Raw genomic sequence first — 13,940 nt, forward strand, 5'->3', positions numbered from 1 at the left:
AGTTAGAAAGGGGATATGAAATGCAGGGAGCACAGGAATTTCGCATCCGGCTCGTTCTCGATAAGGACGGCCAGATGAAAATCGACAGAGGCAGCTACTCCGACGTCAAGGCCATCTCGGACGAGACCAAGGAGAAGACTCACTCCGGTGAGTGGGAGTGCTACCTGATCTTCGTGGAGCGTGCGGTCGCGGGTGGCTGGGAGAGCGTCGATTCGCTCGGCTCCAGCGTCCATGCCGGTGGCTTCACAGGTACGTACTCGTCTCCGGCGGAGATCGCCAACGAAGGACTCCGGGGCTTCGTCCAGGAGATGTGGGACGCCGCCATCATCGAGCACGCCGAGCAGGTGGTCACCATGCCGCTGGGTCTCGCGGTCGGATTCAGCAAGGCATACAGCGTCACCCTCGGGGTCATCGGTGCGATCGAAAAGTCCAACGCGGGCAACACGGTGCTTCGTGTCGGCAACCACACGTCCGGCGAGAGCGGATGGGTTCAGGCCGCGCACGTCGTACTCACCCCGGCCGAGCGCGAGAAGCTGATCGCCGAGCTGATCGCACAACGCTGAACAACCGCCCACCGCCCGGAAATTGCGGGTAGGTTCGACGCCACGGTGGGCACTGGGCACACTCCGGCCCGTTAATTCGGAGTGTAGAAAAGGGGAAAACATGAGCGATGAACTCGACCGGCTGATGGACAGGTCGAATCTCGGTAGTCCGGAGGTCATGCAGCACTTCCAGGACACGCACATCATCGACGGGCAGACCGGCAGGCAGTTCCTAGAGGATCTGTTCGAGTCTGAGCTGTGCCCCGAGTGTGCCGGTGACGTCGCCGACCACATCGCCGGTCCGGACCAGTTTGGCAAGTGGCATGCCTGGTGCACCTTCATGGCTCCGCGTATGACGCGGTTCACGGTGGTGCCGGACGGTTCGCAAAACGCCAACGAGCCTGTCCGGCTGCGGATCGCCATCGAGTACATCGACTCTGGCAAGACCGTCACGGAGACGGTCGACACCCTTGACCGGTCCGGTGTCCCGCTGCACGTCCAGTACTTCGAGTCCGCCATGGACGCGGACATGGATACGCAGGTGCAGGAGCAAGCACAGGAGCTTCTGCGTAAGTACCGGTTGGAGCAGCACAGCAAGTAGTAGACAGCGCCGATGGTCGTAGGGGCGGTTCGACTCCGCCCGGCGCACGAGGCGCCTGGAATTCGGGTGCCGGAAAGGTGAGGCAATGCCGGTCAATGTCTGGCACGAAGAGATCGACATCAAGAAGTTCATCACGCTCGATCATGACATCGACACCTCCACAGATGCGGGGGTGTCCAAATTCGAGGAGATCAAGAACCAGGTCACGGCGGCCCTGCAAGAGTCCATGTTCTACCGTTCCCCGGAGCAGTTGGCCCTGCTGCCGCGTAGTGCCGCCGAGCGCGGTCCGGCGCTGGTGCTTGCGAACATCATCGAGTGGCTCGAAGGTGCCGTGACACCGAAGCAGTACAACCAGGAGCTTCAGCATCTCTACAACTGGGCTGATGAGAACCGGGTGTGGCTCGGCGCCTGAAATTGCCTCTTGCAGCACCACTGCCTCTCCCCCTATTCGGTAGGGCATCCGCGTCGTGGCGGAGAGAGGCACGAAGTCCCCAGAATTCGGAGGGACTGGAAAGGGGAGGAAGAATGGACATCAAGTACCTGAACTTGTGGAGTTACGAGGTCGACTACCACGGCACGGATTGCGACGGCAGTCACTACGACCGTCGTGAGTTCATGGCGGTGGAACGGCCGACCGAAGTCGTCTACAGCTACGCCGAGCTGACCGGTGATTACGGTCCCTCTGTGGTGACGCTGGTGGACGGGTCCGACGACGACGGTGGCACCGCTCATGTCGGAACTCCCACCGAGGAAGGCTCTCGCGCCCACGACATCTCGTGGCAGCGGGTGACCAGTTCCGAGAAGCTGGCGGATTTCCTGGACACCTACGAGAAGGAGGGGCCCAGGATCCGCACCGGCTTCTACTACACCGACCTGTACAGGGCGCGGATCCGGCTCGCCGTCAAGGTGAAGTTCCCGGAGGCCACGCTCGTTACGTTCAGGCCGTCCGCCCGGCGCGGCGAGCCGTGGATCGTCCTGGAGGTTCGGGGCCTCGATGAGAGGAACTGCCCCGCGACCTTCTGGCGTGGCGCGGGATCGCCGTTCGAGGAGAGCGTGCTCAAGCAGATGAGTCACGACCTGGAGCAGCTCTACGCGGACCTGCCGGACGGCGACACCAAGCCGGTCTCTTTGCACGTCTGAAGTGCAGTCCACTCCCCCGCTTCGGGCGGGCACCGGTTCACGACCGGGGGTGGGCGCGCAGTACAACTGCATCAGCAGATTGGGGGGACCTAGTGTCCAACAAGATGGTGGCGGCTGCCCTAGTGGCGGCCGTTTTGGGGCTTTCGGCCTGTTCGGGCAAGGAGTCTGGCGAGTCCGCTCCGTCCAGCCCGAGCCTGGTCAGTACGACGCCTTCGGTGTCAGCCGACGCCAAGAGTCTCACGCGGAAGGAGGGGGGCCAGAAGTATCTGGAGCTCGTCAAGCCGTACAACGACGCTCTCGACAAGTGCATGGGCCTCGTGGGTCCGATCATGGAGTCCATGGCCTCCTCGCCGGACGACTTCCCGAAGATCCGGAAGGCCTGTGCTGCCATGCCGGACGCCACCAGGCAGTTCGCAGCCGGTCTGGAGGCCCAGAAGTGGCCTGCTGAGGCCCGGAAGGACATCGCCAGGCTGGTGGACGAGAACCGGGCGGATCAGCTCGCGTGGGAAGGCCTTGCCAAGGTCCGGGTGCACGACGACCTGTTCAACCCGAAGTACCCGTTCAACGAGGACGGCGATGCCGCTGCTCTGGTTCGGGCTCACCTTGGGCTGCCGCCCCGAGAAGACGTCGGATAGGTTCCGGCGGTTATACGCCCACCCCGATTTTGGGGGTGCGAGGTTCGAATCCTCAGTGGGCACCATGCCCAAGCGGGCAGTTGAGGAAAGGGGATAAGAAATGGTTTACATCGCTGGTCTTGAGAAGCTTGTGCAGACCTCGCGTAGCCGTCGCAACATGGAGAAGATCCAGACGGCAATCGAGGAGGTCGACGAGTACCGCGAGGCGCTTGAGGAGTGGCTGGAGACGGCGGGCGAAGTCCGCGATGCCCTCGCGAATTTCGAAGAGAAGTCTGGTGCACTCGATGCCGCCCTCTTCGGCGAGGGAGTGCAGGAGAAGATGCTGGCTCTGACGGAGGCGATGCAGCAATTCGTCCCGGAGCCGGACAGCGCACTCGTATCCCTGCCTGAGAACATCGAGACCGTGAAGTCGGAGCTCGATGAGCTGGAGTCCATGCTCGAAGACCGGGAGTACGCGGCGGACGAACGCAATTCGAAGTGGGACGAGATCATCGAGGCTCTGGAGGGCGTCGTCACTGGCTTGGACGAGCTCAGCATGCTTGGAGTCCCCCTTAAGTCCGAGGGTGACCACTGATAGACAGCCCGCCCCGAATTCTGGGGTTCAGCGGTTCGAATCCGCAGGCGGGCACCATGCCTCCGAAATTCGAGGGCAGTTGGAAAGGGGAGACCATATGGCCAGCAACGGCAGCGGCAAGAAGATCAAGAACGGCGGGTCGCAGAAGGGCTCGTCGAACGGCAACGGTCCGCGTCGCGGCTGAGGTAGGGAACAGATGGCCGACTACGAGTCCATTTACAAGGATCTGTGCGCGCGGTATCCCGCCGAGGAGGTGCAGCGCTTCTTCGATACGCACGAGCGGCACGTCCGTGAGCGGGTATCGATGGAGATCATCCTCCGGGTAGACCCCGCAGCGAAGTTCGTCTTGGCGCCGGTTTCCGGCGAGGCCGAGGAGGCACGGAACGGGGTGCTGTCCCAGGTGGAGAACATGCTTCTGGATCGGGCTGCCAACAGCCCCAATGTCCCGGCGACGAAGGGCGGGACCACCAGTCGGATCGTGTACACCACAGCCGCCGCTCTCGTGGCGGACATGCGTACAGACAACTGAAGAACAGCCCAGGGTGTCAGACCGGCCCGTTAGGGTCTGCGGATGCGAGGTCCGCACTGGGTGCGAGCCCCCAATTTTGGGGGGCGTCTGGAAAGGGGCAGAATTCGTGAACGCAGTCGAACTCCGCACGATCATTCACGCGGCGCTCAACGCGAAGGCGGGCACACAGTACGGGGACGTCCTTACTGTGGAGCCGATCCCACCTGTGCCCGGTGAGGCGGTTGAGTTGAAGGTGACCGCCCCTGATCCGGCAGGGACGCCGCGAGTGCATCGAGTGCAGATCACGGAGGAGTAGAGCACTCCTCTAAGAGAAGAATAAACATGCAGCCCGCCCCGAGAGTTCTGGGGTGTAGTGGTTCGAACCCACAGGTGGGCACCATGCCTCCGGCAAGATCGGGGCAGCAGAGAAAGGGGAGGAAACATGGTCGGCGGATTCCCGAGCGGCAAGCCTACGGAACGCTTCACAGGTGCTGGGGTGTACGAGCGGCCGGAGTACAGCGGTCGCGTACTCCCTGACGACAGTGACATCACCACGGCAGGTACCGCAGAGCTCGTTCTGACGTTCTGCTCGGTCATGGACAACATGACCCGGACCAATAACACGACAGGTCTCGCAGAACTGGGCCGGTACGCCGGACAGCTCTGGTGGGAGATGACCGGTCGCGGAGTCGAGTTCAAATAGATAGTACGCCCACCCCGAATTCGGGGGTACGAGGTTCGAATCCGCAGGCGGGCACGCAATCAATAGTAAGGGGAGCTAATGCCACTGATCAGCATCGAGATGGATGAGCACGATTTCCAGCGGCTGACACGCACCTCCATGCGGTGGGGGCGTAGCTGGGCCGTGCAAGCTGGCCGATTCGAGCACACCACGAAGAGCTTCGACACCGCGCCGTCGTGGGACTGGAAGATGGCCTATTGGGTCGGCGAGGACTGGGCCAATGTGATGCTGGTTCGCTCTTTCCTCAAGGCTATGGGGGCGGACTTCGAGGTTGTCTGGGACATGGCTGAGAACCCGGACATGAGCTACCTCATTCTCACTGACTTCGAGACGGAGTCTTGGAAGAACCGATGACGGTCAGTCTGCCGTCCCGATTTCGGGGGTGGGTTCAAAGCCACGGCAGGCACGCAATACCAAGGAAAGGGGAGAAAGTGGAAAGGTTCAATTTCTCGGGTGCGGAGCTGTTCGAGCTGCAAGCCAAGGTCGTCACTCTGGACGAGATCCTGGACAAGGCTCCGCGCTTCGCTGCCCGGTTCCAGGAACTGTCCACCAGCTACGAGGACGAGTTGGCGTCCTGGTCAGCACGTGAGGGTGCGGACAGTTACGGGTCCTACCCGAAGACGTCTCTGCTGGAGATGATCAAGCGGGCGGGCGGTGAAGCCAGGGCATCAACCGCGAAGGCTGATCTGATTACCGAGCTGGTCCGCCTCAAGTGGCAGAAGACGGAGACGTTCCAGGCCTTCGGCAAGGTACGGAAGGCCAACGAACAGCTTCAGGGCTGGGCCGACGAGGTTCAGGATCTGCCGAAGGTGCTCCAGAGAATCGTTGCCGGGGCGGACGAGGCGTACGAGCAGCTCATGTCTCGGGCCAAAGATGTTCATTCACTGGTAAGTGAACTTCGGTTCCACGCCGGAAGCATCATGAACTTGGCCGGTGCCTCGCGTCTGGCCAAGAAGGCTCTGCGAATGATCGAGAACGACACACCGTTCGCCACCGTAATCCGAGGCCTGGTCGAGGACTGCAACCTGCAAACGCGCAGCGTCATTGCCCAGAATATGGCCCCCAGTGGGCACGGGCTGGACGAAGCGGCAAAGCTCGGGAGCGCGAAGATCATCGCCGATGAAATTCGGCACATGCTGCCCCGAAGTGAGCGCTATTTGTTCTTGGCGTGATGAACAGCCCAGCCCCGATTTTGGGGGCTCGCGGGTTCGATTCCCGGCTGGGCACGTAGTAACCACGGAAGGGGAAGTAGTGGAAATAGGAGCGGCCACCAAGGTAACCGTTGAGCCATTCACCTATGTACTGGTATGGAAACGGCAAACGCACCCTACTACGCGCCCCGGGCGGGTTTTGGCGCGATACGAAGTGCGATTTATGGAGAATTTCATATCGCGCTCCATCGGGTTCGTTGAAAGCGCGTGGAAACCTATCGAGTCGGGCAAAGCCCAAGGTTCGGATGGTCAAGCGCGCCGCTGGTTCTACTGGCACCATGAGGGGCGGCTCACGGAGCAACATCCGGGAGAAGCGTTCACGCGTAAGCAAGCTGCTAGAGAGTTGCTTGCCGCTTGCCAGCAGGAAGCCGCCCCGAAAGAGGCTACGTCCCATGCGGTCTTGCCAAGGGAACTGCAACCTGAAGACGAGTTTCTTCATGCAGGTAAAAGGCTGCGTGTGATGCCTCCCCCCGTGGTACGGGCTCACTCCGTAGGGTTGTGCGTGTGGCAAATCGGAACCGGTACAGGGGACTACCCGCTGAGTCTTCCTGCCGCGACTAAAGTGGTCCGCGTATTGGACCTGTAGAGATAAACGACCCAAGCAGGAGAACGACGCGAGTAACACGTAGCACCCAGCCCGCCCCGAATTCGGGGGTACGAGGTTCGAATCCTCAGTGGGCACGCAGTACTACAACTCAAGAAGGGGAAGCAGTATGACTGCGCAGGTGATTGACCTGTTCTCCCGCCGAGTTCCGGACCGGCTGGCGCTGGTGTCGGACCCGGGTGTCTCGCGGCAGTGCTCCGAGGACGAGCTCGTCCGGCGGTTCCTGGCTCTGAAGAGCGGGACCACGGTCGACGACTACCGGCGGGACATCGCGTACTTCCGGAAGTGGTTGCGCGATGAGAGCGGTCACGGACTTGACCTCTATGAGGCCGAGGAGTGGCACGTGGGGGACTGGAAGACGTACATGCTGGAGATCAAGGACTGGGAGCACTCCACGGTTCGCAGGCGCATGTCGGCAGTCGGCAGCATGTACGAGTGGGCACTCCGGTCCAAGCTCCACGACCGTAACCCCGAGTACGCCGTTGACCGGCCGTCCGTCGGTGACAACGTCCAGTACACAGGCCTGGTTGTGGAAGACCTCAAGCGCCTGGCCGCCCATGTGCAGGGGCAGGACATATTGACCCGAGTCGTCTTCGCTCTGCTCATGACGACGGGCATGCGTGTCTCGGAACTGTGCAAGGCGCATGTCGCGGGACTCGTTCCGGACGGCACGAAGGTGCGTCTTCAGATCGTCCGTAAGGGGGGCAAGCGGGACACCGTGGAGATCCCCTCCCGAGCCCTGGGTACTCTCCTCACGTACCTTGATGGACGGTCGGCTGGTCCGCTTGTTCTCGGGGAGCGTGGTGCGGCCATCAGTCGGCATGTGGTATGGCGTATGGTGCGTCGATGTGGTGATGCTGCGCTCCCGCACCTGGCGGGGCGGCTCCACCCGCACGATCTGCGGCATTCGTTTATCTCAGCGGTCTTGATCCTTACCGGTAGCGTGAGGGAGGCTAAGACCCGTGGTGGTCACACGGACATCAACCACACCATGAGGTACGTGCACGCCCTCCAGATCGCGGAGAGTACGACCGCTGCCGACCTGGAGGACTTGCTGGGTATCTGCCTGTAATAGGGGCCCGCGAAGGGCGGGGTGAGACTAGGAGGGGGTTACGGATGGCTTCTGCTATTCGCGCAGCCGGTGTATTCGACACGGCAGAGGACGCGATGGATTTGATCAGAGCTCTTCCTGAGATCCTCGTGGAGCTTGGGCTCGGCCGCAGGTTCGCTGTACTTTCCGCGCCCGCTCGTGTAATGGAGCGGCAGAAGCGAGGCCGGTTCACGGGTGTGGCTCAGATCTACTTCGAGGCGCGGATCCGGGACCGTACCCCGCATCTTCCTCCGCCGGACATTTGCGCGCTGGACATCGCTCAGGCGCGTGAGCGCATTGAGCGCAGGGAGCAGGACCGGATTGAGCGCGAACGTCACGTGGCTGAGAACGCGGCGCGGTATGCTGCGTTTGGGCGTTCTCAGCCGCTCTCGGCGTGGGCGCGCACTTTTTCGACTACGGTAACCACGTTGAACAAATATGTGGAGACACATGGTGATCTGGAAACAGCACTCACCGAGATCGCGCTAAAAAAGCATAGGGCTGCGTAGCCGCCTACACTCCCGAAGGTCATCAGGTTCGTCACGCGGAGTTATCCCCCTTTCGCCGCGTGACGGGCCCGGTGGCCTTCGGGCGTTTTTAGGGGCTCAGTAGCCTAGTCTGCCCCGCGTAGTCGGCGGTGGGATCAACTCCCAGGGCAGGCGCCATGCGGGCATGTTGCTCGCAGTAGTGAACCTAGGGGGGTTCATGTCTCAGCACAATCCTGGGCAGCCGCAGTGGGGACCGCAGCAGCCGCAGGCGTATGGCATGCCGCCGCAACAGCCGAAGAAGTCCAGCAAGGGCAAGATCTTCGGCCTCGGATGCCTCGGCATCATCGTCCTGTTCATCCTGATCGGGATCATCGCCGCAGTCATCGGGGGTGGCGACTCCAAGGACGAGAACACCAAGTCGGGCAACTCGTCCAGCACCGCGCAGAAGGACGAGAAGCCGCAGGGGAAGAAGGAGGAGAAGGCTCCGGCCGACTCCCCCATCGAGATCACGGCGACACCGACGAAGTTCAGCCCCGGCGTCTTCCACGGCGGTGGCGAGTACACCAGCGTCAAGGTGACGATCACGAACAACTCTGGGAAGAAGATCGGCGTCAACCCGCTGTACTTCGCAATCACGGACAAGAGCGGCTCGAAGCACACCGCCGAGCTCGCCGTGGACGAGAACCAGATGGACACCACGGACCTCGCATCCGGCGAGAACATCACCGGCGTCATCACCGGCAAGGGGAAGTTCGACGCCGCGTACGTGACCTACACGGACGGCCTGATCGGCGACTCCGTCAAGGGTGACGTGAAGTAGCGTGTCCGCCCGGCCCCGAGAAGTCAGGGGTGCACAGGTGCGAATCCTGGGCCGGGCACGGAGGGAGGGATAATGGCACTTCTCAGACTCATAGGAAATCTGTTCATGCTCGCCGTCTCCGTCGGGGAAGAGCACGACCGGTATCAGGCGGACCAGAGCGCCCGTGAATTCTTCAGGAACCAGAACGAGATCTACGACTACCACCGTCTCGGAATTCAGCACCCTACGGATTATCCGAGGCACTGAACGAAAACCCGGCCCCGAAATAGGGGGCGCGTGAGGTTCAATTCCTCAGCCGGGTGCGTAGGAAAGGGGAATGTATGACCACGGTAAAGCCTCGCGAGCTTCCTGACGCGAGGAGGAAACTGCTCCACTGGGTGAATGAGTACGCCGCCAAAATCTGGTACACCGCCCACACGAGTGGAACTCATTACTATATCCCGCCGGATCTTCAGGAAATGCCTCTGCCTATGGCTTTCGCTGAAATGACAGAGCGGGAGGCGCGGAAGCTGGCGAACGCCCGGCTCTATGCGGTGTCGAACGAGATGACATATCTGGCGGCCAAAACAGGTATGCCCAAATGTCATCTCCCGAGGGAGGTTATCCCGTCGGACCGGGGACTCATCGTCTGGAGCAAGCCCATTGGGGCTGCCGAACAGTTCTACCCGCCGACCATCTCGCTCGATGGAGAGGTCATCGGCGAGGTACTCGACGAGTGGTATCTCAAGATGGACCGGGAGGCTGTAATTCCAGTCATTGCGGCCTCCTGGGAAGTGCAGGGGGGCGACGTCTTTGTCTGGTTCCATACTAATCGGCTGGACCTGGCGCGTAAACAGATGTTCACGCCGGAGCAATACGAGGAGTGGTCACAGTTCGCTCCCCCGCTCATGTACGAGCGGGAGCAACTGATCCCGCTGGACCGGGAGATCGACTGGTTTACTTCCGATAGCGACGACCGCCTGGAGATGACCGCGCAGTCCAACAGCGGTGCTCGCCAAGGCCAGGAGAGTGCCGTCCTGCGGGATCAGAAAGTCCTCCCCATGGTCGAGCAGATGACGAAGACGCTCGTCGCCACCTGGCACCTCATGGCGTCCAGGATGGCTGCCCCGCAAGAGCTGCCCACACCCCCTCGGACTCGGAAGGCTGAGCGCCGTAACGGTGTCAGCCCGGCGGCCAGCTCTGCCGGGGTACAGATCATCAAGCTCGGGCAGAAGATCCGGTCTCAAAAGCCCAAGGCCGAGGAGCCTGCCTACCGCTGGAAGAAGCGGCGTATCGTCGGTCCGTTCACCCGGCGGCAGTGGTACCCGTCGCAGGGGACGCACAAGCCCAAGCTGATCGAGCCGTATATCGCGGGACCTGAGGGTGCCCCGATCAGCAACGCGGAAAAGGTCTACCTGCTCGACGAGTAAGGTTTGCCCATCGCCCGCACCTTTTATTGGACCAACTCGGGAGCTTAAGCACATGGCACAGCGAGTGCATATCACCTACACCGATGACCTGACAGGTACGGAGGGTGACAATGTCGCTACCCACACGTTCGCCCTCGACGGCACTACATACGAGATCGACCTCGGCGACGGCAGTCACGACCAGCTGCTGAAGGCCCTCGCACCGTTCATGAAGGCCGGGCGCCGGATCAAGCGGTCACGTACCGGTGCAGCGTCCGCGCCTGCTCGCAGCAAGGACAGCGTTGAAATCCGCAAGTGGGCCAAGGACAACGGCCACGAGGTCAGCGACCGGGGCCGAGTTCCTGCCCTGGTCCGCGAAGCCTTCGCGGCTGCTCAAAATTCCTAGACTCCGCCTGAGGCCCGCCCCATTGGGGCGGGCCTTTCGTGGGTAGAAGGGGGTGGAACCCATGACGTCCGAGCGTGTACGCCGTGGTGAAAAAGCCAGCGCGACCGTCGAGGAGATTCTCGAACTTGTCCAGCAGGACGCTAGTAATCTCAAAACGATTCCACATGTCGCCCGTGGCATTGAAGGAATGACGCGAGGAATTCCGTTCAGCTGGCCACCGGATTACCGCAACCAGCTCTCTCAGGCCGATCTCATCAGTGTGGCTGACCGTGTCGGTGAGATCGCGGCGGTTGAATTGTGGAAGCGGAACGGCCGAGTCGCGTACGACCTCAACGAAGAACTCGCCGCAGCACTCTACAAATCCAAAATCGGCAAAATGCCGGGGAGTCTGTTCGACCGGCTCCCACATATCAACCCCATGGTCGTCATCCCGGATCCCTGGCCGGTCACCGACCCCAGCAGCAATGTTCGGGGGGAAGTGCGGGCCTTCTTCGTCACCGGCTACACCGGAGACGCCTTCTGCAACACCACAAACCCGGACCGCGACGGCATCGCAATCATGTTCTGGATGGAGCGCACCAATCTCGATACCGGTGAGGTCCAGCCCGGCCAGGGCGCGGTGATCTTCTTCCCCACGTTCAAGGACGCCTTCACTCTCGACGACGTGGTGAAGGTGACCGAGGAGTGGCACAGCACACCCGGTCGTGAGATGGACGTCAATACAAGCAAGAAGATTCTCCGGCAGATCGTCCCGCCCGCGCTCAGCATCCTGGCCTATTTGTGCTGCGACAACCGGGACATCGAGGAGCCCGTCATCCGGGCCAAGAGGAAGAAGCGGGCCAAGGCCAAGCCACGTGACCCCTTCTACATCCGCCTCGGCTGGCACATCGGCCCCGCGCTCCACGAGGCCAGGCGCCGGTTCGCTGGACGCAGCAAGGACGGCATCGCCGTTCCCTCCGGCGCCGAATACGGCCCGCAACACAGAGCCGGACACTTCAAGCGGGTATGGACGGGCCCCGGCAAGAAGCGGGAAGAAGTCGTCTGGGTCGAGCCCTACTGGACCAAGCTCGACATGCTCGCCGAGAACGAGGACCCGCCGACTATGGTCGTCCCCGTCAACGAACAGCGGCACGACCCGATGAGAAGAAGGGACTTGAAGAAGTGACCGAGGCGCCTATTGAAGTACTGGCCGTCCTGGACGACGGTGAGAACGTACGGAACTCGCTCAACGAAAAGGCCGTGGCCGTCCGCGTAGTCATCGCGGGGCTCAGCGAACGCACACTCGTCATCACGCCCGACACCTGCGGCAAGCTGTATGACGCCGTATGCAGCGAGTAGTTACACCCTAGCCCCGGCCAATTTGGCCGGGGCTATAGGTGGTTGTAAGGAGGTTCCACGTGATCACTGTTCCGGCGCCGAATCACTTCGTCGCCCTGACGTACGACCCCGAATTCCCGGGGGTGGCTCAGCTGTGTCTCTACGAACTCCATGAGGACGTCGCCACCGAGACGGTTCCGGTCAAGAACCACAACGGGCGGCCGGTCCTTCTCTCCGTCAACACTGAGGGCAGAGACAAGGCCGAACTCGTCGAGGAATTGGTACGGGTACTGCCCCGTGCAGTAGAGACGTTCGAGATGCTCAATACCGCGCAGAACGCGCACCTGTTCCGACCCGAGGACGCGGAGGGGGAATGAAATGAGGGACGTACGGTGACAAAGGAATTCCTCACACGGGCGTATCAGGCCGGTGGAGTATGCGCGGCCATCGGCGGCGTGACAGCAGTGCTTCTCGCACACGAGGAGGAGTACGTCGGCGCCGGAGTCGTTGGCGCCTGCGCAATCTTGGCGGTGGTGCCGAGCCAGGTTCTCTACTGGTACGCCGAGGACATCCTGCCGCGCTGGTTCTCCCGTGTACCGAAGGAAGAGGATGCCGAGGCCAACCCGGCAGAAAAGGGGGACTCATGACACTGATACGCCACGACCCGCCGATACCGATCGAAGAAGGCCTGCGGCTCGGCGAGGACGACGACTACCTCTACGAGATGTGGCCACAGCTGTTTAACGATCGGCTCGTCCTTCGGGTCAAGAAGATCCCGACGACGTGGCGCTATGGGTGGTGCTTCAAGCAGGCTAACGGCCTGGCGGTTGTTGCCGCATTCGCCGTCTGGGATCCGGAAACCGAGGATGAGCCGATCGGCTGGCATAAGCGGCCTGGGCGGGAAGTACGTAAGGCGCCTCAGCGCGACACGAAGCCCGACTACAACCAGCCTCGCTGCGTGCACGGTGACTACATGTCAATGGCCTGTCTCCGGGATCCTTTCTGCCCGAGAAAACGGGAGGCATCGTGAGCGGCTCGGACGAACGCTCTGAGTCCGAGAAGGAAGCCACCCGGCAGCGCAATATTCGGCGCATTGCGGAAGCATGGGCCGAACATGAGTCCTTGACACTGGAGCTGGAGGAGCTGAACCGGCTTCCTGCCCCCGCCCCGGCCCAGCTTCGACGCATAGCCGAACTCGTGGAAAGCCTCCAGGACAAGGGAGCCTCTCTCTCGTACTGGGAGGCTGCTGCGGCTGCCGGAGACCGGGACGCCCAGGATTACCTTACCGAGTGGAACGCGAATCTGAGCGACACAGACTCGGTGGTGGCGGCGTGCCTTCTTGTACATCGAGACGGGTCTGATCCGAGGGAGGGGCTACGCCGACTCGCTGAGGATCACGATTCGTACCTCAGCGATGTGGAGAAAATCCGGGACATGGACCCGGATGATTTCAAGGATGGAGGCGGGTAGTGGCTGGGGCTACGTTCGCAAGCTGCGGGCGGCTTTACGTCGACGGGACCGGTGAAGAGAAAATGATGGAGAGGGGAGCAGTAAATGGGTGACGGCATGGATCAGAGAACAGCCAGGCGCCTGGCCAAGGAGCTCGGGGGTATCGCGGTCGAGGCGAGGTGGTCGGAGGCGAAGCACAAGTGGGTGACTGGGGGGTGGGCAAGTGAGCCAGGCAAGGCCTGGATCGTGGTCTCGCTGGATGGGCAGACGGTCCTGGCCGATGGTGCTTCATCGGACTCAACTGGGTCCTGAAGGCCCGTAGGAAGACGAAGAGCCCCACCAACTGGTGGGGCTCTTCGCGTTCTTGCAGGTCAGGCGGCCAGTTTCATTAGGAAAGGAATGGCACGTGATCTTGAGGGTTTCAA

The 13,940-nt window shown here is 61.8% G+C and carries 22 protein-coding genes; all 22 read left to right on the forward strand.

Annotated elements, in window-relative coordinates; genetic code table 11:
• Window positions 1–74: 74 nt before the first annotated feature.
• The 22 genes from ACIOHC_RS36315 to ACIOHC_RS36420 all read left to right on the forward strand — a co-directional run bounded on the left by ACIOHC_RS36315 (window position 75) and on the right by ACIOHC_RS36420 (window position 13,536).
• Window positions 75–563 carry a hypothetical protein gene (locus tag ACIOHC_RS36315; protein ID WP_401845860.1) on the forward strand — a complete coding sequence of 163 codons (489 nt, stop codon included), beginning with the start codon at window positions 75–77 and terminating at the stop codon, window positions 561–563.
• A gap of 100 nt (window positions 564–663) precedes the next feature.
• Entirely contained in the window at window positions 664–1,143 is a 480-nt protein-coding gene (locus ACIOHC_RS36320; protein WP_401845862.1) for a hypothetical protein, read from the forward strand.
• An 85-nt stretch (window positions 1,144–1,228) separates the two neighbouring features.
• Complete coding sequence (locus tag ACIOHC_RS36325; RefSeq protein WP_401845864.1) at window positions 1,229–1,555, forward strand: hypothetical protein; 327 nt, start codon at window positions 1,229–1,231, stop codon at window positions 1,553–1,555.
• Window positions 1,556–1,668: 113 nt separating this feature from the next.
• Window positions 1,669–2,283 (forward strand): hypothetical protein, encoded by a 615-nt coding sequence (locus ACIOHC_RS36330; protein WP_401845866.1) that lies wholly within the window; start codon window positions 1,669–1,671, stop codon window positions 2,281–2,283.
• Between the two features lie 215 nt (window positions 2,284–2,498).
• Window positions 2,499–2,918, forward strand: a complete 420-nt coding sequence (locus ACIOHC_RS36335) for a hypothetical protein (protein ID WP_401845867.1) — start codon at window positions 2,499–2,501, stop codon at window positions 2,916–2,918.
• Window positions 2,919–3,018: 100 nt separating this feature from the next.
• On the forward strand, window positions 3,019–3,492 hold the full coding sequence (locus ACIOHC_RS36340) for a hypothetical protein (protein WP_401845868.1): 474 nt from the start codon (window positions 3,019–3,021) through the stop codon (window positions 3,490–3,492).
• Between the two features lie 196 nt (window positions 3,493–3,688).
• Window positions 3,689–4,021 (forward strand): hypothetical protein, encoded by a 333-nt coding sequence (locus tag ACIOHC_RS36345; protein WP_401845869.1) that lies wholly within the window; start codon window positions 3,689–3,691, stop codon window positions 4,019–4,021.
• 475 nt (window positions 4,022–4,496) lie between these two features.
• Complete coding sequence (locus tag ACIOHC_RS36350; RefSeq protein ID WP_401845871.1) at window positions 4,497–4,703, forward strand: hypothetical protein; 207 nt, start codon at window positions 4,497–4,499, stop codon at window positions 4,701–4,703.
• 78 nt (window positions 4,704–4,781) lie between these two features.
• Window positions 4,782–5,096, forward strand: a complete 315-nt coding sequence (locus tag ACIOHC_RS36355; protein ID WP_401845872.1) for a hypothetical protein — start codon at window positions 4,782–4,784, stop codon at window positions 5,094–5,096.
• A 77-nt stretch (window positions 5,097–5,173) separates the two neighbouring features.
• On the forward strand, window positions 5,174–5,914 hold the full coding sequence (locus ACIOHC_RS36360) for a hypothetical protein (protein WP_401845873.1): 741 nt from the start codon (window positions 5,174–5,176) through the stop codon (window positions 5,912–5,914).
• A gap of 752 nt (window positions 5,915–6,666) precedes the next feature.
• Window positions 6,667–7,629, forward strand: a complete 963-nt coding sequence (locus tag ACIOHC_RS36365) for a tyrosine-type recombinase/integrase (protein ID WP_401845874.1) — start codon at window positions 6,667–6,669, stop codon at window positions 7,627–7,629.
• 44 nt (window positions 7,630–7,673) lie between these two features.
• A complete protein-coding gene (locus ACIOHC_RS36370; protein WP_401845875.1) occupies window positions 7,674–8,156 on the forward strand; it encodes a hypothetical protein in 483 nt (160 codons plus the stop codon).
• 196 nt (window positions 8,157–8,352) lie between these two features.
• Window positions 8,353–8,955: a DUF4352 domain-containing protein gene (locus ACIOHC_RS36375; RefSeq protein ID WP_401845877.1), complete on the forward strand. Its 603-nt coding sequence runs from the start codon at window positions 8,353–8,355 to the stop codon at window positions 8,953–8,955.
• Window positions 8,956–9,027: 72 nt separating this feature from the next.
• Entirely contained in the window at window positions 9,028–9,201 is a 174-nt protein-coding gene (locus tag ACIOHC_RS36380) for a hypothetical protein (RefSeq protein WP_401845878.1), read from the forward strand.
• A 74-nt stretch (window positions 9,202–9,275) separates the two neighbouring features.
• Entirely contained in the window at window positions 9,276–10,364 is a 1,089-nt protein-coding gene (locus tag ACIOHC_RS36385; RefSeq protein ID WP_401845880.1) for a hypothetical protein, read from the forward strand.
• A 52-nt stretch (window positions 10,365–10,416) separates the two neighbouring features.
• A complete protein-coding gene (locus ACIOHC_RS36390) occupies window positions 10,417–10,749 on the forward strand; it encodes an Lsr2 family protein (RefSeq protein WP_401845881.1) in 333 nt (110 codons plus the stop codon).
• Window positions 10,750–10,810: 61 nt separating this feature from the next.
• Window positions 10,811–11,914: a hypothetical protein gene (locus ACIOHC_RS36395; RefSeq protein ID WP_401845882.1), complete on the forward strand. Its 1,104-nt coding sequence runs from the start codon at window positions 10,811–10,813 to the stop codon at window positions 11,912–11,914.
• Window positions 11,911–12,087, forward strand: coding sequence for a hypothetical protein (locus ACIOHC_RS36400; protein WP_401845884.1), 177 nt, complete (start codon window positions 11,911–11,913; stop codon window positions 12,085–12,087). Before ACIOHC_RS36395 ends, ACIOHC_RS36400 begins: the two co-directional genes overlap by 4 nt.
• 59 nt (window positions 12,088–12,146) lie before the next feature.
• Entirely contained in the window at window positions 12,147–12,443 is a 297-nt protein-coding gene (locus ACIOHC_RS36405) for a hypothetical protein (RefSeq protein ID WP_401845886.1), read from the forward strand.
• A gap of 15 nt (window positions 12,444–12,458) precedes the next feature.
• A complete protein-coding gene (locus ACIOHC_RS36410; RefSeq protein WP_401845887.1) occupies window positions 12,459–12,713 on the forward strand; it encodes a hypothetical protein in 255 nt (84 codons plus the stop codon).
• Window positions 12,710–13,096 carry a hypothetical protein gene (locus tag ACIOHC_RS36415; protein ID WP_401845888.1) on the forward strand — a complete coding sequence of 129 codons (387 nt, stop codon included), beginning with the start codon at window positions 12,710–12,712 and terminating at the stop codon, window positions 13,094–13,096. Before ACIOHC_RS36410 ends, ACIOHC_RS36415 begins: the two co-directional genes overlap by 4 nt.
• Window positions 13,093–13,536, forward strand: a complete 444-nt coding sequence (locus ACIOHC_RS36420) for a hypothetical protein (RefSeq protein ID WP_401845890.1) — start codon at window positions 13,093–13,095, stop codon at window positions 13,534–13,536. The genes ACIOHC_RS36415 and ACIOHC_RS36420 overlap by 4 nt, the downstream gene beginning before the upstream one ends.
• The last annotated feature ends 404 nt before the right edge of the window (window positions 13,537–13,940 follow it).

The organism is Streptomyces sp. NPDC088252 (genome assembly GCF_044740965.1).
Classification (GTDB): domain Bacteria; phylum Actinomycetota; class Actinomycetes; order Streptomycetales; family Streptomycetaceae; genus Streptomyces.